This window comes from Billgrantia gudaonensis (assembly GCF_900100195.1).
Lineage (GTDB): Bacteria > Pseudomonadota > Gammaproteobacteria > Pseudomonadales > Halomonadaceae > Halomonas > Halomonas gudaonensis.
Window position 1 is genome coordinate 58,281 of record NZ_FNES01000004.1, and the last position, 24,684, is coordinate 82,964.

At 61.7% G+C, this 24,684-nt stretch carries 18 protein-coding genes and 3 pseudogenes; 4 read left to right on the forward strand and 17 right to left on the reverse strand.

Annotated features, from left to right (window positions below):
• Positions 1 to 18: 18 nt before the first annotated feature.
• The 8 genes and pseudogenes from BLP96_RS06100 to BLP96_RS06145 all read right to left on the reverse strand — a co-directional run bounded on the left by BLP96_RS06100 (position 19) and on the right by BLP96_RS06145 (position 10,291).
• Entirely contained in the window at positions 19 to 1,011 is a 993-nt protein-coding gene (locus tag BLP96_RS06100) for an ABC transporter substrate-binding protein (protein ID WP_089684198.1), read from the reverse strand.
• A 2-nt stretch (positions 1,012 to 1,013) separates the two neighbouring features.
• Positions 1,014 to 3,499: pseudogene (locus BLP96_RS20530) on the reverse strand (TonB-dependent siderophore receptor).
• A 77-nt stretch (positions 3,500 to 3,576) separates the two neighbouring features.
• Positions 3,577 to 4,560, reverse strand: a complete 984-nt coding sequence (locus BLP96_RS06120) for a FecR domain-containing protein (protein ID WP_089684205.1) — start codon at positions 4,558 to 4,560, stop codon at positions 3,577 to 3,579.
• The gene (locus tag BLP96_RS06125) at positions 4,557 to 5,081 is read right to left on the reverse strand and encodes a sigma-70 family RNA polymerase sigma factor (RefSeq protein ID WP_089684206.1); all 525 of its coding nucleotides are present in this window, start codon (positions 5,079 to 5,081) and stop codon (positions 4,557 to 4,559) included. Before BLP96_RS06125 ends, BLP96_RS06120 begins: the two co-directional genes overlap by 4 nt.
• Before the next feature lie 123 nt (positions 5,082 to 5,204).
• Positions 5,205 to 6,119 (reverse strand): ABC transporter substrate-binding protein, encoded by a 915-nt coding sequence (locus BLP96_RS06130; protein WP_089684208.1) that lies wholly within the window; start codon positions 6,117 to 6,119, stop codon positions 5,205 to 5,207.
• A 98-nt stretch (positions 6,120 to 6,217) separates the two neighbouring features.
• On the reverse strand, positions 6,218 to 8,629 hold the full coding sequence (locus BLP96_RS06135; protein WP_176761473.1) for a TonB-dependent siderophore receptor: 2,412 nt from the start codon (positions 8,627 to 8,629) through the stop codon (positions 6,218 to 6,220).
• Positions 8,630 to 8,724: 95 nt separating this feature from the next.
• Positions 8,725 to 9,738 carry a FecR domain-containing protein gene (locus tag BLP96_RS06140; protein ID WP_089684209.1) on the reverse strand — a complete coding sequence of 338 codons (1,014 nt, stop codon included), beginning with the start codon at positions 9,736 to 9,738 and terminating at the stop codon, positions 8,725 to 8,727.
• 1 nt (position 9,739) lies between these two features.
• Entirely contained in the window at positions 9,740 to 10,291 is a 552-nt protein-coding gene (locus BLP96_RS06145) for a sigma-70 family RNA polymerase sigma factor (protein WP_089684211.1), read from the reverse strand.
• Positions 10,292 to 10,448: 157 nt separating this feature from the next.
• Here BLP96_RS06145 and BLP96_RS06150 point away from each other — a divergent pair, with 157 nt between their 5' ends.
• Both BLP96_RS06150 and BLP96_RS06155 read left to right on the forward strand, forming a co-directional pair.
• Entirely contained in the window at positions 10,449 to 10,850 is a 402-nt protein-coding gene (locus BLP96_RS06150; protein WP_089684214.1) for a hypothetical protein, read from the forward strand.
• Between the two features lie 96 nt (positions 10,851 to 10,946).
• Entirely contained in the window at positions 10,947 to 11,714 is a 768-nt protein-coding gene (locus BLP96_RS06155) for an ABC transporter ATP-binding protein (RefSeq protein ID WP_089684216.1), read from the forward strand.
• A 114-nt stretch (positions 11,715 to 11,828) separates the two neighbouring features.
• On the opposite strand, the gene BLP96_RS06160 is transcribed toward BLP96_RS06155, so the two are convergent.
• The 5 genes from BLP96_RS06160 to nrdH are packed head-to-tail and all read right to left on the reverse strand — an operon-like array spanning position 11,829 to position 16,062.
• The gene (locus BLP96_RS06160) at positions 11,829 to 12,239 is read right to left on the reverse strand and encodes an NUDIX hydrolase (RefSeq protein WP_245682177.1); all 411 of its coding nucleotides are present in this window, start codon (positions 12,237 to 12,239) and stop codon (positions 11,829 to 11,831) included.
• Positions 12,240 to 12,266: 27 nt separating this feature from the next.
• A complete protein-coding gene (gene nrdF / locus BLP96_RS06165; RefSeq protein ID WP_245682178.1) occupies positions 12,267 to 13,241 on the reverse strand; it encodes a class 1b ribonucleoside-diphosphate reductase subunit beta in 975 nt (324 codons plus the stop codon).
• A gap of 12 nt (positions 13,242 to 13,253) precedes the next feature.
• Positions 13,254 to 15,386 carry a class 1b ribonucleoside-diphosphate reductase subunit alpha gene (gene nrdE / locus BLP96_RS06170; RefSeq protein WP_089684218.1) on the reverse strand — a complete coding sequence of 711 codons (2,133 nt, stop codon included), beginning with the start codon at positions 15,384 to 15,386 and terminating at the stop codon, positions 13,254 to 13,256.
• 17 nt (positions 15,387 to 15,403) lie between these two features.
• Positions 15,404 to 15,832, reverse strand: a complete 429-nt coding sequence (gene nrdI / locus BLP96_RS06175; RefSeq protein ID WP_089684671.1) for a class Ib ribonucleoside-diphosphate reductase assembly flavoprotein NrdI — start codon at positions 15,830 to 15,832, stop codon at positions 15,404 to 15,406.
• Positions 15,833 to 15,840: 8 nt separating this feature from the next.
• Positions 15,841 to 16,062 (reverse strand): glutaredoxin-like protein NrdH, encoded by a 222-nt coding sequence (gene nrdH, locus BLP96_RS06180; protein WP_089684221.1) that lies wholly within the window; start codon positions 16,060 to 16,062, stop codon positions 15,841 to 15,843.
• A 343-nt stretch (positions 16,063 to 16,405) separates the two neighbouring features.
• On the opposite strand from nrdH, the pseudogene BLP96_RS06185 reads away from it, so the two are divergent.
• Positions 16,406 to 18,467, forward strand: a pseudogene (locus BLP96_RS06185) (TonB-dependent receptor).
• A 64-nt stretch (positions 18,468 to 18,531) separates the two neighbouring features.
• Here the strand turns inward: BLP96_RS06185 and BLP96_RS06190 are convergent.
• The 3 genes from BLP96_RS06190 to BLP96_RS06200 are packed head-to-tail and all read right to left on the reverse strand — an operon-like array spanning position 18,532 to position 21,541.
• A complete protein-coding gene (locus BLP96_RS06190) occupies positions 18,532 to 19,563 on the reverse strand; it encodes a FecCD family ABC transporter permease (protein WP_089684223.1) in 1,032 nt (343 codons plus the stop codon).
• Positions 19,560 to 20,564, reverse strand: a complete 1,005-nt coding sequence (locus BLP96_RS06195; RefSeq protein ID WP_089684225.1) for a FecCD family ABC transporter permease — start codon at positions 20,562 to 20,564, stop codon at positions 19,560 to 19,562. The genes BLP96_RS06190 and BLP96_RS06195 overlap by 4 nt, the downstream gene beginning before the upstream one ends.
• Positions 20,558 to 21,541, reverse strand: a complete 984-nt coding sequence (locus BLP96_RS06200; RefSeq protein WP_089684227.1) for an ABC transporter substrate-binding protein — start codon at positions 21,539 to 21,541, stop codon at positions 20,558 to 20,560. Before BLP96_RS06200 ends, BLP96_RS06195 begins: the two co-directional genes overlap by 7 nt.
• Before the next feature lie 102 nt (positions 21,542 to 21,643).
• On the opposite strand from BLP96_RS06200, the gene BLP96_RS06205 reads away from it, so the two are divergent.
• Positions 21,644 to 22,498, forward strand: a complete 855-nt coding sequence (locus tag BLP96_RS06205; RefSeq protein WP_089684229.1) for an ABC transporter ATP-binding protein — start codon at positions 21,644 to 21,646, stop codon at positions 22,496 to 22,498.
• Positions 22,499 to 22,582: 84 nt separating this feature from the next.
• Here the strand turns inward: BLP96_RS06205 and BLP96_RS06210 are convergent.
• A pseudogene (locus BLP96_RS06210) lies at positions 22,583 to 24,628 on the reverse strand (TonB-dependent siderophore receptor).
• Positions 24,629 to 24,684 lie beyond the last annotated feature (56 nt).

Here is a 24,684-nt window from a genome sequence, read left to right on the forward strand (position 1 = left end):
GATTCTAAATGAAAACGATTAGCGATGAAATTCACAGTCTTGGCATCCGCCTGCCTGGGGCTCGGCGGACCGAACGTCACCGGCCGACAGGCCGTCGACCAGGGACTCGGCAAAACGCATGGCCGAGGGTAGCCCGCCCCAATGCCAATGACTGACGGGCACGATGAGGGGATCATGGCGGGTGACGGCAGGCCAGTGCTGCCAAAGGCCCTGACCCAGGAGACGAGACTGGGTGCCGACATCCGAGTAGGGGCTCTCCAGAAATAGCGCGCGTGCCTCTACCTCGAACAGCGACTCGGCGGACAGCGTGGCAATTCCCCACCGACTGGTTTCCCCGTCCCAGGCATTGTCGATTCCTAGATCATTCAGGACCATGTCTTCTAGACTGCCGCGGCCGAATACGCGAGCGTGCCGTTCGTCCATCAGACGCAGTACGATCAGTGGCTCATCGAGCCTGCCGATGTAGTCCCTGAGTTCTCGAACGCGGGCGTCATAGCGGTTCAAGTAGCGCTGTGCCCCCGCTTCCGCCCCGATCAATTCGCCAAGCCACTGCGTTAACGCAATGAGGCGCTCCGAGAGAGAATCGCTCGTTCCGAAAAGGGAATATCGCTCAACTTCGGCGATACGACCCAGCATCCCCTCGAGGTTGGCGTGGGCAGGCGGAGATATCAGCACGCGGGTGGGAGCCAAGGCCTGGAGACGCTCGAAATTGGGCAAATGACGATGTCCCAGCTCAACCACTCCGCGCATGACATCCGCATCACGACGCCACCGTCGATACCCCGCGACACCGCCCATCGCGATGGGCGGCGCATTCAGTGCCAGCAGCGTCTCACCGATGGCATAATCCAGCGTCACCGCCGCCTCACCCGGAAAGGTTTCCGGGGGCGAGGCCAGGAGCGGCGCAGACGACGGAACGAATGCCCAGATCAGGGCACTGCAGACAGCCAGGCACCGCACGCCATGCCCGAAGGACACCAACCTCGCCGTGCATCCATTGATGGCCGCCATGATCAATAACGATACCTCAGTGTTCCCTGGACGGTACGCTCCGTTCCCCAGTAACACCGAGCCGCATTGTTACACTCACCGATATACTCCTCGTCGAACAGGTTTTCCACGTTCAGCCCCAGCTTCCAATTCTCGGCAAAGGGGTACCCCAGCGAGAAATCGGCAAGCGTCACGGCCTCCGTCTTCAGCTCGCCATAGGCAAGACTTGGGGCCGGATAGGCGTGCGAACTGCCGAGATAACGCAACCCAGCGCCGATCTCAACGCCATCCAGCGGGCCGTTCGTCACGTCTATAGTGGGCCCACAGCGACGCCTGATGGCGTGGTACGCCTGCCACCTGATTGCCTTCATAGCGTGGGAAGGCCTCATCCTTGACGACCCGCGCGTCGGTATAGGTATAAGAGGCCGTCAAACGCAGGCCCTCAGAAAGTTCGCTGACCAGCTCGAACTCGAGACCCTGGGACTCCGTGCGCCCGATATTGCGATAGATGCCCTGGTTGGCGTCATAGTTCACGTCGTTCTTTTTGACGATATCGTACGCCGAGAGCGTCATGCTGGTATCAGTCTTAGGAACTTCATAACGCAAACCCAGCTCGTACTGACGCCCGGTGATCGGATCCAGCGCCTTGCCACTCGCTGCGGATACCTGGCGCGCCGGCACGAAGGTGTTCGAGTAGTTGAGGTAGGGAGACAACCCAGAATCGAACTGGTACATAAAGCCTATCTGACCGCTGAAAGCCTCGTCGGTCACCGAATAGCTGTCGTTGGGACTCAAGCGATTGTCGTATTCGGTCTTCGCCGAGTCGAACCGCCCCCCCCACCTGCATGATGGCCTTGCCCAGCTTGCTGTGCAGTTGGGTATACAAGCCAGTCAATTCCTGAACGTCTTCGCCATCCGAAGCACGGTCGGGAGTCTGTGGAGCCGAGCCCCACTTCGGGTCGAAAACATTGATCATCTGTGGGGCAGAAGTACCGATATCCTGCAACTGCGAGAACGACGTTCGATCGAAAGACACGCCTGCCAACCACGTATGCCGATGGGATTCATCGCCAAACCGCCCTACCAGGCGATTGTCGATGGCGAAAGTGGTGGATTCATTATCCCGATCACGCCCGATGGCACCCACGACATCGCCGAAGCCATCACCCAGGAAACTCCACCAGACCTCCTTGCGCGCCACCTCGGAGCGCAAGTAGCGCGCATTCTGCTGGAAGTTCCAGCGATCGTTGAACGCATGCTCGTACTCGTAGCCCAGTGACCACACTTCGCGGTCGAACTGGTCCCACTCCGGATGCCCCAGGTTGGTGCTGCTATCCAGTTCGCCCGATGGGTGCGGCAACAGCGTACCCGCCGCCGGCAGCCCCAGCTGTATCTCGGTATCGTCCTTCTGATATGACCCCAGTAGCGTCAAGGTATCCTGGTCGCTCAGATAGAAGGTCAGCGAAGGTGCCAGATAGATGCGATCGTCGGAAACGCTGTCGGTCTGGGTAGCCGACTGCCGATGCAGCAAGACCACACGCCCCTCGACGGCTCCGTTACGATCTAGCGGTCCCGACACATCGACCGAGACCTGACGGCGATCATGGGTACCATAGCTGAGATTGAATTCACCACGCGCTTCGGCGGTGGGTCGTTTGCTAACCAGGTTGACGATGCCACCGGGCACGTTTTCGCCATACAGCGCGGAGGTCGGCCCCTTGAAGACCTCCACGCGCTCGAGCCCATAGGGTTCGGCCGATGTAGAGTAAGCATTGGGCTGAACCCGAAGGCCATCGCGATAGGTACCATACCCGTAGTCGCGCTGGTTCATGCCACGGATGTAGAAGATATCGCCGGCGAGGCCATCGCCGACCGGGAAATCCGTGGTCGAAATACCGGGGACATAGCTCAGGATACTGCTCAAGGATCGGGCGTTCTGGTCTTCGATGCGCTCGCGGGTGACCACCGACACCGTGCGAGGCGTATCGGACAACGCGATATCGGCCTTGGTCGCCGCCAAACTACGCTGGGCCTGGTAGCCCTCATCAGGCCCCACGGCGGAACGCCCCAGCCAATCCGCCTCGACACGGACCAGCGGCAATTCTTCATCGGTCGACTGCCGTTCCAACCGATAGCTGCCATCGGCACGGCGCACTGGGGCGAGGCCGGTGCCGGCCAATAGCCGTTGCAGCCCCTCCTCCACACCATAGCTGCCTTGAAGACCGGCGGTTTGCTTGCCGGCGGTCAGCGTGGCATCGAAGGCGATCTCGATGTCGGCCATGACGGCAAAACGGTTGAGGGCCGTGTCGAGCTGCCCGGCTGCGATGGAATAGCTTTGCTGGGTAGTCGCGCCCTGCCCTGCCGCGTCCTGCGCCAGCACAGTCGCTGGCAGGCCAACGGCCAGGCTACCGGCCAGCAGACTGCATTGAATGGCTCGTGCCAGAGGCGTTCGTATGAAGCGTGAATGCGCTTTCTGTGTGGACATGAAGGTTCCCGTTGAGTGATGCATTTTTCTGTGTCTGCACCCACTCTTCCGAACGAGAACGAGAATCCCTCAATATTTCATGAAAAATTTTTCGCCCTGCTTCAGCCCTCGTCTCGAGGCTGAATGGTGACCCACAGCGGCGTACGGTAGACCACCTGCAGGGACAGCGCATCGGCGAGGCTGGCGAGGGCTCGATCGGTATCGCGCAGCGAGAACACGCCGCTCACCCGCAGGTCGGCCACTTCAGGGGCATAGCGCACCACCCCGTGGCGGTAACGCGCCAGTATCTCCACCATTTCGGCGACCCGCAGGCTTTCGGCCACCAACCGGCCCTCGAAACGTGCCAGCCGGCCGGTATCCAGAGGTTCGGGCGGCGTCACCCCATCGGCATTCATGGTGGCTTGCTGGCCGGCATCCAGCGTCACCCGTTCGGCATCGGCGCGCCGTCCCAACGCCACGCGCCCTTCGTAGACGGCAACCCGCGTACTCTCGGCCCGCTGGTGAACACTGAATCGTGTGCCGATCGGGTAGGAGGCCCCCTGCCGGGTCACCACGCTGAAGGGACGGTCGTCCGCGGCTTTTCCAGTGGTAACCAACACTTCGCCCCTCAGGAGATGGATGCGCCGTCGGTCGGCATCGAAGCTCACATCGAGGGCGGTGTCGGTATCCAGGCGCAGCCGAGTGCCGTCGCTCAGCGTTACCTCGCGGCTCTCGCCGATGCCGGTGGCGTGCTCGGCGAACTGCCGCTGCCACTGGGGCGTACGCGAAAGCCCGAACCCGAGTCCGCCCAGCAGCATGGCCAGCCCGCCCCACTGCAGCAGGCCCCGACGCGAAACCTCGCGAGAAGACGAGAAGAGCTCGCTGCGCGCGGCATGACTCGGCAGCGAGGCCAGCCGACCGTCGATGGCCTGCAACTGCTGCCAGGCACGTTCATGCTCCGGCGATTCGCGCCGCCAGCGCAGGCAGGCTTGGCGCTGCTCTTCGCTGACATCGTCGCTCCATAGCCGGGCCATCCACAGGCTGGCCTGTTCCAGCGCGACGGGGTCGAGGGACTCTCTGGAAGAATCGGCGGAAGTGCGGCTCATGACGACGGCTCGCTCATGGCACGGTGGCAGACCAGCAGCGCCCTGGCGATGTACTTCTCCACCGAAGAGACCGACACATTCAGCGCTTCGGCGATCTCCCGATAGCTCAGGCCATCCAGGCGACACATCAGAAACGCCCGGCGCGGCTTATCGGGAAGCTCGTGGAGCAGCGCATCGATCTCGACCAAGGCTTCGATGGTGAGCGCCTGCGCCTCCGGTGAAGGTGCCTGGGGCTCCGGAAGCAGGCTCAAGGTTTCCAGGTAGGCTGCCTCGATGCGTCGACGACGGTAGAGATCGATCACCAGTCCCTTGGCGATCTGCGTCAGGAAGCGGCGCGACTGCCCGGGCTCAGGCGCTTCACCCCGGCGCAGTACGCGCAGATAGGTATCGTGGGCCAGGTCCGCCGCGGTATGGGAACAACCCAGCCGGGCTCTCTGCCAGCGCCTCAGCCAGCCATGATGCTCGTTGTAGAGGGTATCGAAAGGCGTGCCTCGTCCCTGCGGTTGCTTGAGAGTGCCCATGACCCACCGTCATCGCATGATCCTGAGCGCCGTCAGCAGTGACGGCAACGCAATTCAAGCACGCTAGATGATAATGTTTCACATTACAACCACGGCTTACCAATATCGGCGGAGACGGCCGGTTCAGGACGAGGCGTCTATCAGCACCGTCACGAGAGACTCGGCTAAGCGCATCGCCGAGGGAATGGCACCGAAAACCCAGAAGTCAGCATCGAGCAGGGTGACGCTGCCTGCTCGAACGCTAGGTAGTTGTCCCCAGAGTTCGCTTCCCATGACCGCTGCCTGTGTAAGGCTCTTGCTCGGCAAATGCGACGTGTCAACAATGACGAAATGCGCGTCGATGTTGAATAGCTCACCGATGCCAACGATCGAAATCCCCCAGCGGCTGGACGGGCCATCCCAGGCGTTGCGCAGGCCGAGCCGCTCGAGCACGATGCCGGGCAGGCTGTTGCGCCCATAGATCCTGACGTGTCTCGCATCGAGGAACTGCACGAGCAACAATGGCTGCCGGAAGCTGGCCACCGTCTCATTGAGGCGGATCATGCGTTCTTCCGCATCGGCAATCAACCGGCGTGCCTCTGACTCTCGCTCCGTATGCGCCCCGAGTTCTTTGGTGAAGACTCGCATCTTCTTCCAGCCCGACAAGGGACGCCCATTGTAGGGGGAAAGCGCTGCCATGGGGGCGATGCTCGCGAGATCCTTCTTCAGATGGGTGTACTGCAGCGGGATCAGGATGGTCTCGAGATCGAGCGTGGACAGCAATTCCTTGTTGGGCTGCGGGTTAGACCCGATGTCCACCTGCTGTCCCGCTAGCAAGTCGTCTTCGGTCCAACTTTTGTAATTATCGACACCACCCATGGCGACAGGAAATTCTGTCATCTCGATAAGCGTCTCCGCAATGGCAAAATCAAGCGTTGCAATGTACCCTGTTCCCTCACCTCGCTCACCCCATGTTGGAAAAGCCGCCACCATGGTGACACTTGAAATGACAGCCATCATGGCATATTTTTTGATATAAAAAGCAATAAACTCGCTCATTTTTACGCCTAACTCGGATCATTCAATCGATCACACAAGAATAGGAAAACCAGTACGAACGAGTTATCCGCACTGGCTTTATGGCTTGGCGTTATGACTTAGTACTGGTAGCGCATCGTCAGCATGAAGTTGCGAGGATCACCATAGTAATTATTGCGGGTATTAGCCCTCACTGTCTCAAAATATTTTTTATCCGTCAGGTTATTTCCTGTCAACGAAAAATCTAGATTACGGTTTACTCGATAGCCGATCAGGCTGGAAATCGTCGTATATCCTCCTTGTTCCCAGCGCGTACCCATGGCTTCTGCGTAGATGCTGCTGGAGTAGTTGAGGCCTGCCCCCACTCGCCATCCCCGATTTGGATTGTCGGAAAACCGGTAGCGAGTCCAAAGCTTCAGGTCGTGCTCCGGTGTATCAGTAGAGAAAGGTTGCCCTTCCTGCTCCGGATCGTTGACGTATTCCGTCTGGGTATAGGCATACCCCGCCGAGATTTCCCAGCGCGGCATCAGACGACCGGATATCTCTAGTTCAACCCCCTTGCTCTCTGCCTCGCCTTCGGCAATCGAGAAGGCCGGGTTGTCCGGATCGGCAATGCCACGATTTTTGTCGGTGATCTGGAAGACCGCGGCATGCCAGTTGAATGTCCCGTTCATGTATTCCCCCTTCAAGCCCACCTCAAACTGTTGACCAGTTCTGGGATCGAGGAAATCGCCATTCACCTTCTGCGAGCTCTGCGGCTGGAAGATTTCGGTATAGCTAGCGTAGGCCGAAACTCGATCATCGATGTCGTAGATCAGGCCAGCATAGGGCGTGAATTCACTGTCGACTTCGAAGTTGTTGGCCGAATTCAATCTATCCTTTGACTCCCACCAGCTCACCTGGCCACCGGCAATCAAGGTAGTGTCCTCAATAACGTCAAAGCGAAGCTGACTGTAAACGCTGGTTTCCTGCGTCTCTACATCCCGCGTATGGTTGACGTCAAATGTGGGCTTCGGGGTGTCAGGATCAGGATCCGCCAAGTTGCGCTGGATGAACTGTGGATCACCAGAGCCCCAGAAGGTCTGATCCTCGGTGACCCTATGGCTGGCGCCCATCATCAGGCCGTGGGTCTTCCCCGCCAGTTCGAACGGTGTGGAAAGCGTGGCATCGACAAAGTTATCTTCTCGAGGGTTGATGATACGCCATTGCCAGATATCGATATCGTCCGAATTGGAGGTCGGCGTGCTGACGCCGGCAGTGCTTTGCAGGGTATCGGTTTCACGCTCTATATGATTGGCGATCAGGCGAAAGCTTCCACCATTGTCGAGTTGGTGTTCCAACTCGGCGAAATAGCGTTCGATGCTCTCGTCCTTCACGTCCCAGAGCGACCCATGGTAGGTGGATCGATCGATGTCCAGCAGACTACCGTTGGCGAGTTGTGGTAGACCATAGTTGGGCCTGGAATCGCCGGATTGATCCATGAGGCCGACGGAAACGGTGGTGCGTGGAGTCAGATCGTACTCCAAGGTCCCGTAACCGATGGTTTTGTCGGTATAAACATGGTCGATGAAATGGTGTCGATCATCGTACACGCCGACCAAGCGACCGCGGAGCCTGCCGGCATCGTCCAGTGCCCCGGTGACGTCGACCTCGCTGCGATAGGCATCCCAGGAGCCATAGGACAGAGTCGTCTGAAAGCCGAACTTTTCCTGGGCACGCTTGCGCGCCAAGTTGACAGTACCACTGGGTTCGCCCGATCCTTGTATGAGTCCCCCTGGACCACGCAGAACCTCCACGCGATCCAGCACCGCAGTATCGAACATCGTGTCAGTTACGCCGATAGCACTGTCGATAGGGGTTCCGTCGAGGAGCATCGTGTCAATTTCGTAGCCCCGCGAGCGGAAAATCGATGCCGTGGGGCCGAAGTTCCGCTTGGTGATACCCGTGGTACGAGTCAACACATCGTCCAGCGTCGTCATGTTCTGGTCGTTCATGCGCGCACGCGTGATGACACTGACAGATTGAGGCATCTCCTTGAGTGACAGCCCCTGTTTGCCGATCGTGACGCGGTTCGAAGTATATGAATCGCTGCCTTCGGTCAGGCTGCCTCTATAGCGCTCCGCCGCCACTTCGATGGGTGATAATTCGACTTCATCGGGTAACTCCTCCAGCCGATAACTGCCATCGTTTCCCCTTTCAGCCGCAAGCCCCGTACCCGCCAGTAGCCGCTGCAGCCCCTCCTCCACGTCATGGCGCCCCTGCAGGCCTGGGCTACGACGCCCTTCCCCGAGTTCGCCGGCACCGCTGATCAGGATGCCCGACTGGGCGGCAAAGCGGTTGAGCGCCGTGCTGACCGGTCCTGCCGGAATGTCATACTGGCGCACTTGCGACTGGCTCGTCGGCTGGGCGATGGCCGCGGCCGGCCATAACGGCTGTACGATCACCCCCGCCGCCGCAAGGTGAATGGCCAGTGCCAGCATTCGCGGACGGGCACGCCGTCGCGGTTGGGTATCGGAATTGTGAAGCGTCATATGGATCGGTTCCCCTTGCTGCCGTTTTCGTGAGCTCGTACTCAGGAATCGAACCAGCCGGCAAAAAGGGAACCGGGCATGCGACATTTTTCTGTCTAGGGGGGCTCGGTCGGCTCGATCCTTATCCAGCCGGGCAGCACGCGACGGGCGCGCACTGGCAGCGCGCTTTCGACCATGCTCAGGGTACGTTCCAGGTCGTGCAGGGGGTAGGCACCCAGCAGGGTCAAGTCGGCAACGGCCGGGTCGACCTGAATCACCGATAGATGATGCGCGTCGAGCTGAGCGGCGAACCGGTCGAGCGGCATCGACTCCGCCAGTAAGAGTCCGTCGACCCAAGCGGCACGTGCGCCCTCTGCCGCCGTTGGCGTGCCGATGTCGCGCGCGCTGTAGGCCACCTGCTGCCCTGCCTGCACGACCACTGGCGAAACAGCGGTCTCGTCTCTTTCATGGGGCTGGAGCGTCACCGCGCCCTCGAAGACGGCGAGCAGTTCGTCGCCGGTACGCTGCCGAACGCTGAAGCGAGTCCCCAATGGAGTCAGCCGGGCCTGCGTGGTATCGAGATGCAGGGGCCGCTCGGAATCCCTGGCGGTATCCACCAACACTCCTCCGCTCACCAGCACCAGCCGGCGCTGCGCGTCGTCATAGTCGACGTCGAGTGCCGACGCGCTGTTCAGCCAGACCTGGGTACCGTCTTCCAGCACGATGCGAGCGATTTCACCGGTGCCGGTACGATGATCGGCTCCCCAGCGCTGCGCCATCTGCGGCAGCGGCGTGATCTGCCACAGCGCCCCAGCCAGCACGGCAATCAGCGCCAGGCTGGCCAATCCGCCCAGCAGATGCCGCCGACCGCGGCGCCGCTGGCGAGCCTGACTGATGACTCCGGCGGCGGTCTGGCGCTCCGGTTCTTCCAACTGACCGGTGAAGCGCCGGCCGACGGCTTCCACCTGTTGCCAGGCCCAGCGGTGGGTGTCGCTGGCCTCGAGCCATGCCTGCCAACGCTCTTGCTGAGTCGGGGAGAACTCCCCAGCCTGCCACTCGGCAAACCAGTCGGCCGCCTCCGCCAGCGCTCGGCGCTTGGCCGTATCCTCGGAACAGGCGCTGCGGCCCATGTCAGAGACTCGCCTCGAAGCCCGCCTCGATCAGTGCGCACTGCAGCATGGCCTGGGCCATGTACTTCTTCACCATGCGTTCGGAAACGCTCAGTTCCACAGCGATCTGTCGATAGGGCTTGCCTTGCAGCTGAGACCCCAGAAAGGCAGCGGCCACCTTCTCGGGAAGTCGCTCCAGCATGCGGTCGATCTCGCACAGCGTCTCGATGACGATCTGCTCGTGCTCGACGGAAGGCAGGCGAGCCTCGCCATGAACCGCCAGGGTTTCCTGCCAGGCGCGTTCGATGTCGAGCCGACGCCAGTGATCCACGCACAACCCCTTGGCCATGCGGCTGAGGTAGGCGCGCGCCCCTTCGTCACTGTCGAAGCGGCGAGGCGTCTTGAGCAACCGCAGGAAGGCATCCTGGGCCAGGTCGGCCGCCGTATCGCCGCAACCCAGCCGACCGCGCAACAAGTTCTGCAGCCATGGGTGGTGCTGCCGGTAGAGCCGACCGAGGGAGCTTCGGCTACCAGTGTGATACGCAATGGGCGCGTCCGGCCGAGATGCCGTCATGAGGGAAGTCCGCGTCTCTCGCAGCAAATAATAATGATTCTTTTTAAAAACCGAGCGACTGTCAACGTCTCGTTCGTTCCGCTTCGAGGCATTTGACATCTCAACGCACACCATGCACAATGAAAATCAATCTCATTGAGATTAGTCATGGTGCCCTATGAACACGGAACGCTCCCAGCTCTACTACAATTGCGTCTTCCTGCACGTCTCTTTCCAGGCCATCCAGCACTCCATGGCGGGCAAGAAGAACGACTCGCTGCCGTGTTGGCTCGACACCAACCTGATCGGGATGCTGTCGCGGGAGTTGCACAACTGCCGTGAACAGGCAGCGCCTTTCGCCGATACCCGGGAAGCCCTCGACACGGCCATCTACCACTGCGGCCTGTTGCTGGCCCAGTGCCCGGGCTCCCTGAACAGCCAACTCTGCCACCATCATCTCGATGCCATCATGGCGCCTCTCAAGGAAGCCATGACGCGACTCTCGGGCAACGTCAACCGCGCTTCCGCCAGTACTGCGCCATCACCCGGCCAACGCCTGCGCAGTTGGTTGAGGTGGTAATGACGTACTGAGGGTTGCCAAAGGCTCACTCGGTAGATAAGAACAACGATTCTCGTTTACCCTATAGGCATCGACACTCCGTGCAAGGAACCCAGCATGTTCGAGGTCAAGGGCGCTACCTTCGAGGTCAACGGCACCTGTCTGCTCCATCCCGTCAAACACCGCTTCGAGGAAGGCAAGATCTACGGTCTGATCGGCCACAACGGCTCCGGGAAATCGACCCTGATCAAACTGCTCGCCCAGCAACAGCCAGTGAGCCAAGGGAAAATACTGCTCGACGAACGATCGCTGAGCGACTGGGGTCAGCGTGAGTTCGCTCGCCGAGTCGCTTATCTGCCGCAGCATTTGCCCAGTGCAGAGAACCTAACCGGGCGCGAGCTGATCGGATTCGGCCGCTATCCTTGGCACGGCCTGCTGGGTCGCCATACGCCCGAAGACACGGCAGCCGTCGAACGAGCCATCGAGCTCAGCCATACTCAGGACTTCGCCGACCGTCTGGTGGACACCCTCTCCGGCGGCGAACGCCAGCGTGTATGGCTGGCCATGCTGCTGGCCCAGGAGAGCCAGTTCCTGCTGCTCGACGAACCGCTGGCCGCGCTGGATATCTCCCATCAAATGGAAGTGCTGGCACTGATCCGCAAGCTGTGCGACGAGTTGAAGCTGTGCGTGATCATCGTGTTGCACGACATCAACATGGCCTCGCGCTACTGCGACGAACTGCTCGCGCTTCACACTGGACGAGTACTGGCCCATGGCTCCCCCGAGGAAATGATGACCGACGCCACCCTGGAGGCCATCTACGGCCTACCCATGCAGGTCATGCCGCACCCCAACGGCGAGCACCGTATCGCCGTGGCGTGCTAGACCCTTGAACGCAAGAGTTTCTGCCCCACCCTTGCCGAGCCGTACCGCATCACCCAGGCGTCCAAGAGTCCGGCTCTGAGCTTCTGGCGTTTCCGGCGATCCCATGCCTGGCAATCAGCCCAAGCCGTGCAGAAGCAGATCCTGCGTCAATGGCGCCACAGTCAATCGCAGCGCTTCGCGTCGCTCGACCCAACGTATCTCAGCGATCTCCGCCGCCGCCGCGACACGCTCATCGGTCACCAGCCGAAACAGATGGGCCTCTACCTCATACCCTGCCTCATTGGCAGCGGGAGCACGACGAACGCCGCACTCCGTCAACCGGTCGGGCTGGACCCGAAGCCCCAGTTCCTCCGCGAGCTCGCGACAGAGTGCCGATTCCGCTGCTTCACCCGCTTCCATCTTGCCTCCCGGCTGCATGAAGAAACGGGTATGCCGCTTACGTACCAGAAGCCATCGCTGTCGTGAGTCGAGCACCACGGCGGCAGCGATGCGAATCAACCGTGACGCATCGATATCGTCGAACACGATCGTTCTCGTCCCTCTTGCATGCCGTCAGAACGCCCAATCCTCGTCCTCGGTGGCTACCGCACGCCCGATCACGTAGGACGAACCGGAGCCCGAGAAGAAGTCGTGGTTCTCGTCGGCACTCGGCGATAGCGCGGCCATGATGGTGGGATCGACGTCGGTGACGCTGGCCGGGAACAGCGACTCGAAACCCAGGTTCATCAGCGCCTTGTTGGCGTTGTAGTGGAGGAACTTCTTGACGTCTTCGGTCAGCCCCACGTCGTCGTAGAGCGACTCCGTATACTTGACCTCGTTGTCGTAGAGCTCCAACAGCAGTTCGAAGGCGTACTCCTTGACTGCCGCCTGCCGCTCCGCCGAGGCCTCAGCCAGAGCCTGCTGGAACTTGTAGCCGATGTAGTAGCCATGCACCGCCTCGTCGCGGATGATCAGGCGGATCAGATCGGCGGTGTTGGTCAGCTTGGCATGGCTCGACCAGTACATCGGCAGATAGAAGCCGGAGTAGAACAGGAACGACTCGAGGAATACGCTGGCGACCTTGCGCATCAGCGGGTCGTCGGCGCGATAGCGCTCCAGGATCAGCTCCGACTTGGCCTGCAGGGTCGGGTTCTCCTCGCTCCAGCGGAAGGCGTCGTCGACGTCGCGGGTAGCGCACAGCGTGGAGAAAATCGAGCTGTAGGAGCGTGCGTGCACCGCTTCCATGAAGGCGATGTTGGCATAGACCGCCTCTTCGTGGGGCGTGCGCGCATCGGGCATCAGCGCCGGGGCACCGACACTGCTCTGGATGGTGTCGAGCAACGTCAGGCCGGTGAAGACGCGGATGGTCAACTGCTGCTCCTGGTGCGTGAGGGTGTTCCACGACTGGATGTCGTTGGATAGCGGCACCTTCTCCGGCAGCCAGAAGTTACTGGTCAGGCGGTTCCAAACCTCCAGGTCCTTGTCGTCCTGCAGGCGGTTCCAGTTGATGGCATCGACCCGTGAGAGCCGCTTGGGTGCAGTGATCATTTCGGCAAATCCTTATAGCGTACAAGAAACGCAGCCTTCCACTTCCGTTCCCTCCAGCGCGCTCTGGCGCAGGCGTACGTAGTAGAGCGTCTTGATGCCCTTGCGCCAGGCATAGATCTGCGCCTTGTTGATGTCGCGCGTGGTGGCGGTGTCCGGGAAGAACAGCGTCAGCGAGAGCCCCTGGTCGACGTGCTGCGAGGCCTCGGCGTAGGTATCGATGATCGCCTCCGGCCCGATTTCGTAGGCATCCCGGTAGTACTCGAGGTTGTCGTCGTCGAGAAACGGCGCCGGATAGTAGACGCGCCCCAGCTTTCCTTCCTTGCGGATCTCGATCTTGGCGGCCACCGGATGAATGCTCGACGTCGAGTGGTTGATGTAGGAGATCGAGCCGGTCGGCGGCACCGCCTGCAGGTTGCGGTTGTAGAGCCCGTGAGCCATCACCGATGCCTTGAGCGAGCGCCAGTCGTCCTGGCTGGGAATGGCAATGCCGGATCGCTCGAACAGCGCCCGAACCTTCTCGGTACGCGGCTGCCAGGCCCGCTCGGTGTACTTGTCGAAGAAAGCACCATTGGCATAGTCGGAATCGGCGAAACCGGCGAAGCTCTCTCCGCGCTCCATGGCCAGCCGGTTGGAGGCGCGCAGGGCATGATAGGCCACGCAGTAGAAGTAGAAGTTGGTGAAATCCAGCCCCTCCTCCGATCCATAGTGGATGCGCTCGCGTGCCAGGAAACCGTGGAGGTTCATCTGCCCCAGGCCGATGGCTCGCGAGCGCGCGTTGCCGTTGGCCACGGAAGGCACCGAGCGGATCTCGGTCATCTCCGCCACGGCGGTGAGGCCGCGCACCGCGATGTCGACGCTGGTGCCGATGTCGCCGGAGTCCATCACCTTGGCGATGTTCATGGAGCCCAGGTTGCAGGAAATGTCTTCACCGATTTCGCGATAACCCAGATCGTCATCGTAGCGACTCGAGGTGTTGACCTGCAGAATCTCCGAACACAGATTGCTCATGTTGATGCGACCGGCGATCGGGTTGGCGCGATTCACGTTGTCCTCGAACATCACGTAGGGATAGCCGGACTCGAACTGCACCTCGGCCAGGGTCTGGAAGAAGGCGCGTGCGTCGATCTTGCTCTTGCGGATGCGCCCGTCGGCCACCATCTCGTGATACTTCTCGGTCACGCTGATGTCGCCGAACGGCACGCCGTAGACGCGTTCGACATCGTAGGGCGAAAACAGGTACATCGCCTCGTTGCGCTTGGCCAGCTCGAAGGTGATGTCGGGAATGGTCACGCCCAGCGACAGCGTCTTGATGCGGATCTTCTCGTCGGCATTCTCGCGCTTGGTGTCGAGGAAGCGCAGGATGTCCGGATGGTGCGCATTGAGATAAACGGCGCCGGCGCCCTGGCGCGCGCCCAGCTGGTTGGCGTAGGAGAAGGCGTCCTCGAGCAGTTTCATGATCGGGATGATCCCCGACGACTGATTCTCGATGTGCTTGATCGGCGCCCCTGCCTCGCGGATGTTGCTGAGCAGCAGCGCTACGCCGCCTCCACGCTTGGAGAGCTGCAGCGCCGAGTTGATGGCACGGCCGATGGACTCCATGTTGTCCTCGATGCGCAGCAGAAAGCACGACACCAGTTCGCCCCGCTGTCGCTTGCCGCAGTTGAGAAAGGTCGGCGTGGCGGGCTGGAAGCGCCCACTGACGATCTCGTCGACCAGAGCGCGAGCCAGCGCTTCGTTACCGCGTGCCAAGGTCAGAGCCACCATGCATACGCGGTCTTCGTAGCGCTCCAGGTAGCGCTTGCCGTCGAAGGTCTTGAGCGTGTAGCTCGTATAGTATTTGAAAGCGCCGAGAAAGCTGGGAAAACGAAACTTGTGAGCGTAGGCCTGTTCGAAAAGCGCCTTGATGAATCCGGCATCGTATTGGGCCAGTACCTCGGCCTCGTAGTAATCCTCCTCGACCAGGTAATCGAGCTTCTCTTCCAGCGAGTGGAAGAACACCGTGTTCTGGTTGACGTGCTGCAGGAAGTACTGGCGCGCCGCTTCGCGATCCTTTTCCAACTGCAGCTCGCCGCTCGGGCCATACAGATTGAGCATGGCATTGAGGGCGTGATAGTCCAGCGTACGCCCCGCACTTTTGGCCGACATCTCACGGTTCGGTTCGGCTAGGCTTGTCGTTTCCAAAACTCTGTCACTCCCTTGCGGACCCGGGCCACGTCGTCATCGGTGCCCAGCAGTTCGAATCGATACAGAAAAGGCACGCCGCACTTGTCGGCGACGATGCGCCCTGCCAGCCCGAAGGCGGCCCCGAAGTTGGTGTTGCCGGCGGCGATCACCCCACGGATCAGGGCGCGGTTCGTCTCGTCGTTGAGAAAGCGAATGACCGGCCCAGGCACCGCCCCCTTTTCGCTACCACCGCCATAGGTCGGCACCACCAGGATGTAGGGCCGGCTCGCGCGCAGCGGCTCTGCATCGCGCTCCAGCGGAATTCGCCGAGCCGGCAACTCGAGCTTCTCCACGAAACGCCGGGTATTGCCCGATCGGGTCGAGAAGTAGACCAATTCGCCATGCTCGGTCGGGTGTTCCAGCGGCATCGCGAGCGTCACGCCAACTCCTGGATGCGATCCGGGCGAAAGCCCGACCAGTGCTCCTCGCCAGCAACCACTACCGGCAGTTGCCGGTAGCCCAGTTCCTCCACGGTACGACGTGCCGCAGGGTCGTCATCGATATCCAGGACACGGTAAACGAGCCCCTGACGATCCAGCGCCCGGTAGGTCGCAGAACATTGCACACAGGCCGGACGGCTGTAGACATGAACTTCCATCGCTCTCTCCTCCATCTCTTTCCTTGTCCCTTTCCTGCAAGGCGGGCATGACGCACAACAGCCAACACACACCATATGTTGTGCCATAACAGGGTAAGATACCCACATATGGTCCTGTCAAGGAGAAAACGCGAAGTCACCATGAAGATCATCGATACGCATTGACGTACCGACCGGGCACTGGCCGCAGTCGCACGGAACCGGGCGAGCCTTGCCAGACGTTGCCAACGCCACGCTTGAAAAGGGTAATGCAAATCCTTAGTATTCATTGCGCATCCCACAACCAATCCACGCGGCGTCCGGCCAAGCACCGGTGCCCATGCATCCAAGGGAATCGCATTCAATGCCCTACCGACAGAACCCGATCGTCAAGTGCCTGCCCCTTCTGTTCTGCTCCACGCTGCCCACCCTGGCCCTCGCCCAGACCGACAACGAAGAACCGGCAGCCTCCGACGACCTCTCTCCGCTGGTGATCACCGCAACTCGCAACCGGAGCAACGAAGGCGAGACCCCCGCAGAAGGTCACCGTCATCACGCGCGAGCAGATCGAGCAGCAGTTGGCGATCACCCAAGACCCCGGCCAGGTGCTCAGCAACCTGATCCCTTCCTACTCTCCCAGCCGCCAGAAGCTTTCCAATGCCGGCGAGACTTTCCGCGGGCGTAAGCCGCTATTCCTGGTCGATGGCGTCCCTCAGTCCAATCCCCTGCGCGACAGCAGTCGCGACAGCTACACCATCGACCTCTCCATGGTCGAACGCATCGAGGTGATCCATGGCGCCAGCGCCGAGCACGGCCTGGGCGCCACCGGCGGCATCATCAACTACGTGACCAAACAACCCGATGGCGCCGGCGTGCACCAGCATGCCGGCGTCAGTCTAACCAGCGACGACGACTTCGAGTCGGAAGGCTTCGGCCACAAACTGGACTACCGGCTCAGCGGCCAGACCGGCGACTGGGACTATGTGCTGGCCGCCAGCCGCCAGGAACGCGGCGTCTTCTACGACGGCAACGATGAGATCGTCGGTATCGCCTATCCCGGCGAGATCCAGAACTCCACCAGCTACGACCTGCTGGCCAAGGCAGGCTACTGGATCGACGACGATCAGAATGTCGAGATATCCGTCAACCGCTTCGACCTGGAGAGCGACGGCGACTACGTTCCCGTGCTCGGCGACCGCGACGCCGGTATTCCCACCACCGCACGCAAGGGCGACCCGGATGGCGAGCCGGGATACAACGAAGTGACCACCGCCAGGCTCTCCTACTCCCACGATGACTGGCTGGGCAATGAGCTGGACGCCCAGCTCTACGGCCAGCGTTTTCGTGCCCAATTTGCCACCACCCCCTATGGTTCATTCCCCTACCAGGATAGTGCCGGCAACACTCTCTACGACCAGACACGCAACGAGTCCGACAAGCTCGGTGCCAAGTTCACCCTATCCCGAGATGGTTTGCTGAACGACCGCCTGACCCTGACTACCGGTCTCGACCTGCTGCAGGACGATACCCGCCAGATGCTCGTCCACACTGGACGAACCTACGTGCCGGAAACCCGCTTCCGCAACGTGGCGACCTTTCTACAGGGCGACATCGCTGCCACCGACGCCTTGACCCTGCACGCCGGGGTCCGCCATGAGCAGGCCGAGCTGGACGTCGACGAGACCCTGTTCAACGCCGGCATCGTCTATCAGGCCAACGACTGGGCCCAGCTCTACGCCAACTACTCGGAAGGCTTCGGCATGCCCGACGTGGGCCGGGTGCTGCGCGGCATCAGCTCCCCCGGACAGGACGTCGACTCCCTGCTCCAATTGCAGCCGATCGTTACCGACAACCGCGAGATCGGCGCACGCTTCGATTGGAAGCGCTATGGCCTCGAGCTGAGCTATTACGAGTCGAACTCGGACTACGGCGAGCGTCTCGCCTTCGAAAACGGCACCTGGGTCGGCAACCGCGAGAAAACCGAGATCCAGGGTTTCGAGGTCACTGGCGAAGCACGGTTGAACGATGCCCATCGCATACGGCTCTCCTATACCCAGGCCGAGGGCGAATCGGATACCGATGGCGATGGCAGCGTCGACACCGAACTGACCGGCATGAACATCGCTCCCGACACCCTCAAGCTGGCATGGAGCGCAGCCTGGGGCGAAAAGCTCTCATCTCACCTGCAATACAGCCACTACTTCGAGCGAAGCGTCGACGATCCCGAGCTCGAATTCGACGGTCATGGACTGGTCGATGCCTCCCTGACCTACCGGCTGCCCTTGGGCCGGATGTCATTCGGCATCGAGAACCTGACGGACGAAGATTACTTCACCTATTACTCCCAGGCGGCACGGAACAGTGACGAGTATTACTTCAAGGGGCGCGGACGAACGCTGACCCTCGGCTACCAGCTCGATTTCTGATCACCGCTTCGGTTGGAGTCTCGCTCACCGCATGGCGGCGCTACGGCGCCGCCTTTTTCATGCCTCAGCGCCAGCGATACAGCAAGTAGACGAAAAACGGCGCCCCGATCCCGGCCACGAAGATCCCCGCCGGCAGGTCGCGTGGAAGGAAGGCGATTCGACCCAGCAGGTCGGCATAGAGCAGGATCAGAGCACCGATCAGGGCGGACGTCGGCACCAGGGCGGTATGGCCGCGCGCCACCAGGCGACGTGCGATGTGCGGAGCGAGCAAACCGATGAAACTCAACCCGCCGGCAAAGGCCACCGCCGCGCCGGAGAGGGCCACGGCCAGCAGCAGCAAGGAGAGCCGCGTACCCGACACGGCCGTTCCCAACCCCGTGGCCATGTCGTCCCCGAGTGCCAGAGCATCGAGTCTTCGCGCCATCCCCAGCGCCAGTGGCAGCCCTAGCAGCGCCCAGGGTGCCAGCCACGCCACCTCTCGCCACTGGGCAGCATAGAGACTGCCGGTCAGCCACACGTAAGCTTGCATCGCCGTGGTATCGGCAGCGAGCACCAGCACCAGCGTGGTCGCCGCCCCCAGAGCAGCAGCGATACCAATGCCGATCAGCACCAGCCTTGCCGGCGTCACACCACGCCCGGCCAGAGCGAGAATTCCCAGCGCCACCAGCAGTGCGCCGGTCAGTGCCGCCAGTGGCAGCCAGGCCTCGCCCAGCGCCGCCCCACCCAGCGCCATAAAGCTCACCGCCGCGAGCGACGCACCGCCGGTGATGCCGATCACGTCCGGCGAAGCGAGCGGATTGCGCACCAGCCCCTGCAGCAGCAGCCCGGCGACACCCAGACAGCCGCCGACCAGAATCGCCAAGAGCACCCGTGGCAGGCGAATCTCATGCACGATCAGCACGATGTCACTGCGTTCAGGAAACAGCAGCGCCTCCAGCACCTGGGCCAGCGGCGTAGCCCGACTGCCCAGGCTCAGCGACGCCAGGGCGCTGATGACGAGCGCCAAGACCAGCAGCAGCGTCACCGCCAGGGTTCGGCGCTCGAAACGTAGCGAAAACCGCCCATCGGCAACGCGCAGAAGCCATGTCGAACTCATGGTGTCAGACTCCGTCGGCGGGCCAGATAGAGGAAAAAGGGCGTGCCCAGCAGCGCCGTCATCACGCCCACCGGCACCTCCTGAGGTGGCATCAGAAAGCGTGCCAGGGTGTCGGCGACCAACAACAGCGTGGCCCCCAGCAGAGCGCAGCCAGGCAATAACCAGCGATGATCCCGACCGTACAGGGCACGCACCATGTGCGGCACGATCAGGCCCACGAAACCGATCATGCCGGCCATCGCCACCGCGCCTCCGGCCAGCACGATGATCACGGCTCCGGCCAGCAACTTGACCCGGCCGGTCCGCTGCCCGAGGCCCTTGACCACGTCATCGTCCAACGCCAGCAGGTTGAGCTGACGAACCAACAGCAGGCAGAGCAACGCGGCAGCGACGAAGAACGGCAACAACGGCGTCATGACCTCGAGGCCGCGCCCGGCTACCGACCCGGCCAGCCACAACAGCAGGCTCTCGAAGCGCGCCTGGTCGACGATCAACAGCCCCTGGGCCAAAGACACGAAAAGCGCAGTGACCGCCACTCCCGCCAACACCAACCGCACCGGGGAAAGACCGCCACTCCGCTCACGCCCCAACGAGGCGACCAGCAGTGCTGCCACCAGGGCACCAAGAAAGGCCACCCACACCAGCGCCAGCGGCGAACGCAGGGCGAAGATGGCACTCGCCACCACCACGAAGCACATCGCACCGGCATTGATACCGAGCACGCTCGGCGCGGCCAGGGCGTTACGGGTCAAGGTCTGCATCAGGGCACCCGCGACCGCCAGGCTGGCACCTACCAGGGCGGCGATGGCCGCTCTGGGAAGACGCTCGGTGCGCAGGATGAGGTGTTCCACGGACTCCGGGTCGGGCCGAAACACGGCGTCCATCAGAGTCGTCGGCGCGATCTCGGTGGCGCCAAACACAAGGCTGGCAAACGCCGCGGCGACGGCCAATGCCACCCCCAACAGCAGGCCGACAATCCGAGCCGTGGGCACCTTCAGCATGACTCGCCCTTGCCTTCCTTCTGGCCACCGCTCTTCGAACGGCCAGGCACCAAGCCATAGTGTGCGTAGAGCTCGTCGAGCAAGCGGTTGGCGGCCAGAATGCCGGCCCCCATGCTCCAGATCACCGGGTCGACTTCATGGACTCGATCGCGTTTCACCGCCTCGAGGTTCTGCCATAACGGGTGGGCGGTCCAGGCTCGATGCTGCTCGGCCACGGCCGGATCGTCACGCATGAAGACGAAGATGGCATCGGCGTCCATGGCCGGCAGACTCTCGCGACTGACCAGTTTGATCCCCCAGCCGGCCCCCGTTTGCCCCTCGGGCCGGCGAAACCCGAGCTGCTCGAGAACGCGCCAGGCAAAACCATCGTAGTAGAGGCGCACATGATCGCCCCGAAAGCTGACAACCGAGACCTCCTGCGGCCAGGCATCGCCCAGTGCCGCTGCGGCCCGGCAGCGGAAGTCGGCGACGCGCTGGTGCCAGGCATCGAGCAGCGCCCGCGCCTTCGTCCGGCGACCGGTCGCCTTCCCGAGGAGTTCGAGCATGGCTTCGAATTCATAGGCGGTATCGGCGATCACCGTGGGAGCGATGCGCGACAACAGCGGGTAGACACTCGCCTGGCGGTAACGCGCGCCGACGATCAGGTCGGGAGCCAGCTCCGCGATCGCCTCCAGATCCGGCTGTGTCTCCAGGCCAAGATAGCGCACGTCTTCGGGCAGGCTGTCGCGCAGATATCGGTACATGGGGCGCTCGAGCCAGGATTCCACCACCCCCGCCGGTTCCAGCCCCAGTGCCAGTGCGCTGTCCGTGGCTCCCTGATAGAGCGTCACGATACGCTGCGGGCTGCCTGCGATCCGGCTCTCGCCGAAGGCGTGATCGACCGTTCGCACCGGCTCGGCCCGGGTCTCCCGCGGCAGGCCGGAAAGCGCGAGCAAACAGGCAATGGCCCACAGGGCAACGGAGATCGAACGGCTCATGATCGCTTCCTGCAACACGCTATTGGACAGAGGGGCGCTGACGATGCCACACTCTCGCGCCCTGATACAAATGATTCTCACTTTTTAGAGGTGACAGCCAGCATGACCTCCCACCGCCTGCGGGGAGAGCGCCTCTGCGTCGGCTACGAGAGTCGCCGCGTTCTCGACGAAGTGGACTTCCAGGTTGCCGAGGGACGCCTGACGATCCTGCTCGGACCCAACGGCAGCGGCAAGTCGACCCTGCTCAAGACGCTGGCACGCACGCTCGGTCCGCAGCGCGGTCAGGTACTGCTCGACGGCAAGGACCTCCACCGCACGCCCACCCGCGACGTCGCTCGCAAGCTCGGCATACTGCCGCAGAGCCCAACGGCTCCCGAGGGGCTGACGGTACGCGAACTGGTCGGTATGGGGCGCTTTCCCCACCAGCGACTGTGGCGTCAATGGTCGCGCGAAGACGAGCGAGCGGTGAACGACGCCATGTCCATCGCACGGGTCACGGAGTTCGCCTCGCGACCCGTGGACTCTCTATCCGGCGGCCAGCGTCAGCGTTGCTGGATCGCCATGGTGCTGGCTCAGGAAACCGATCTCTTGCTGCTCGACGAACCGACCACCTTCCTCGACCTGAAAGTTCAGGTCGATCTGCTCGAACTGCTGGCACACTTGGCCCACGACCAGGGCCGCACGCTCCTGGTCGTGTTGCACGACCTAAACCTGGCCGCAGCCTATGCCGACGAGCTGGTGATGATGCGCGATGGACGCATCATGCATGGAGGCAGCCCCGAAGCGGTTTTCACCGCCGCCAGGCTCAAGCAGGTCTTCGACCTCGATGCCCACGTGATTCGCGACCCCCACACCCAGCGTCTGGTTTGCGTACCGGCAATCTCCAGCTCGTCTGCGTCGCCATTGGCAAGCGCTCAGACTCCCCAGATGGCAACGGCCCTGTCTCGGACAGGATGACGAGGCCCTTGACCTCAAAGCGCTGTAACGAGCGCTGCGCCCGGCCAGAGGCCGGGCGCAGGACAGGGCCGTTCGGGTGGCAACCTACCAGCGATAGCTCAGGCTACCGATCACGCTGCGCGATTCGCCGTAGTAGCACCAGAAGTCACAGCTGGCGACGTACTCTTCATCGGTAACGTTGTTGACGTTGATCTGGGCAGTCCAATGACGGTTGAAGTCATAGCTGGCCATGGCGTCTCCCACGGTGTAATCCGGCACGGTAATGTCGCCATCCACGGACTCACCGGCATGGCGTATACCTGCCCCCAAGCGCAAGCCATCCAGAGCGGTCCCTTCGAAATCGTAGTTCAGCCATGCCGACGCCATATGACGGGGAATCAGGGCCTTGCGATTGTCATCCTTATCGCGCGCATCCGTGTAAGTGTAAGCCGCCGTCAGCTTGAGAGCGTCAGTGAGGTAGCTCACCCCCTCGATCTCGAATCCGCTGGAGGTCGTCTCGCCTTCCTACGTTTGATATCCACCAGGCGCCGTGGCAAAGGAGTTCGACTCCTCGATATCGAAGAGCGCTGCGGTTACATAGCCATCCCAGTCGAACGGTGCGTACTTGACGCCCAGCTCCCACTGCTCGCCCTCGATTTCCTCGAATATGGCACCGTTAGAATTAGTCTGCGCTGCCGGTCGGAAGGATTCCGTGTAGCTGAGATAGGGGTTCAGGCCATTATCGCCAAGATACATGACACCACCGGACCAGGAGGTCGCGGACTGGGTTTCATCCACGGTGTTGTTATCGCGTTCGGATTCGTTGCGTACATCGGCACTGTCGTGACGAACGGCTCCCAGCAGTACCCAGCGATCGTCGATACGCAGTTGATCCTGCAGATAGAGCCCCAACTGCTCCTTGTCGATCTTGCGGCGGGTCAACTGATCGCTGGGTACTGGGGCAATGCCGCTCTGGGGATTGAAGATATCGACACTGTCGTAGAAGTAGTTGTCGAACTCCCTGCCATCCAGTGTCAGGTCCTGGTAGTCCACCCCGAGTAATAGCGTGTTTTCCGTGCGGTCGCCATACCATTTTCCGACCATGCGGTTGTCGACGGTAAAGCTGTCGATCTCGCCGTCACGCTGCAGATGACCGCGAAATGCCGTCTGACCATCACCGGTGCCCATCATCATATAGGTACTGCGCAGATCCAGATCGAGATGGCTATAGCGGAAGTTCTGCTCGAACCTCCACGTGTCGTTGAAGGCATGCTCGAACTCGTATCCAACCGCCGTCTGGGTACGCTCGTCCTTGTCGTAACCGGGGGCCCCGTAGTTGGTCTGAGGATCCACCCTGCCAAACGGCGTATCCTGAACCGTGCCATAGGCCAGCTTGAAAGGGTTGACGGGGACGCCGTCGTCCTTCTGAAAGCTGGCCAGCACGGTCAACTGAGTATCATCGGAAATGTCCCATTCGAGACTGGGCGCCAGGTAGAAACGTTCGTTATCGGTATCGTCCAGGTCGCCGTCACGTTCCTTGTACAGGCCTACCATGCGGTAGCGAACGTCGCCCTCGTCGGTGGCAGGCCCCGAGGTATCGAAGGCGAACTGCCGGTGATTGCGATTGCCAGCCTGTATCTCGATCTCGCCCTGCGGCTCGTCCGTGGGCCGCTTGCTGACGGCATTGATCAAGCCACCGGATGGTGCCTCGCCGTAGAGAATCGACGAGGGCCCTTTGAAGAGTTCAACACGATCCAGCCCATAGGGCTCTGGCAACCATTGGTAAAAGCCTTCGCGGTAAATCCGCAGGCCGTCCTGATAGGTTGCCTGATCGAAGCCCCGGACCTTGAACCAGTCGGTGTTGTTGTCTGCTCCGTAGTGGCCGGAGAGGACGCCGGAGCGATAGCGGTAGGTCTCGTCGAGGCGCTGGACGTTGCGCTCGTCCAGTTCCTCGCGTTCCACGATGGAGACGGGACGCGGGGTCTCGACCAGTGGAGATGCCACCTTCAGCGCCGTACCCACCACCACCATGGTTTCCGTATCGGTTTCCATGGCCTCTTCCTGGGCCTGAGCGACCAGGGGGACCGAGAGCAGGATGCCCGATACCGACACGCCAATGGCACGACGAACCGCGGCGGCGAGAGGCTGCATGGCAGCAGAATGGGATGAAGGATGCATGTGTCTATCTCTGGCAGGGTTGGATGGAG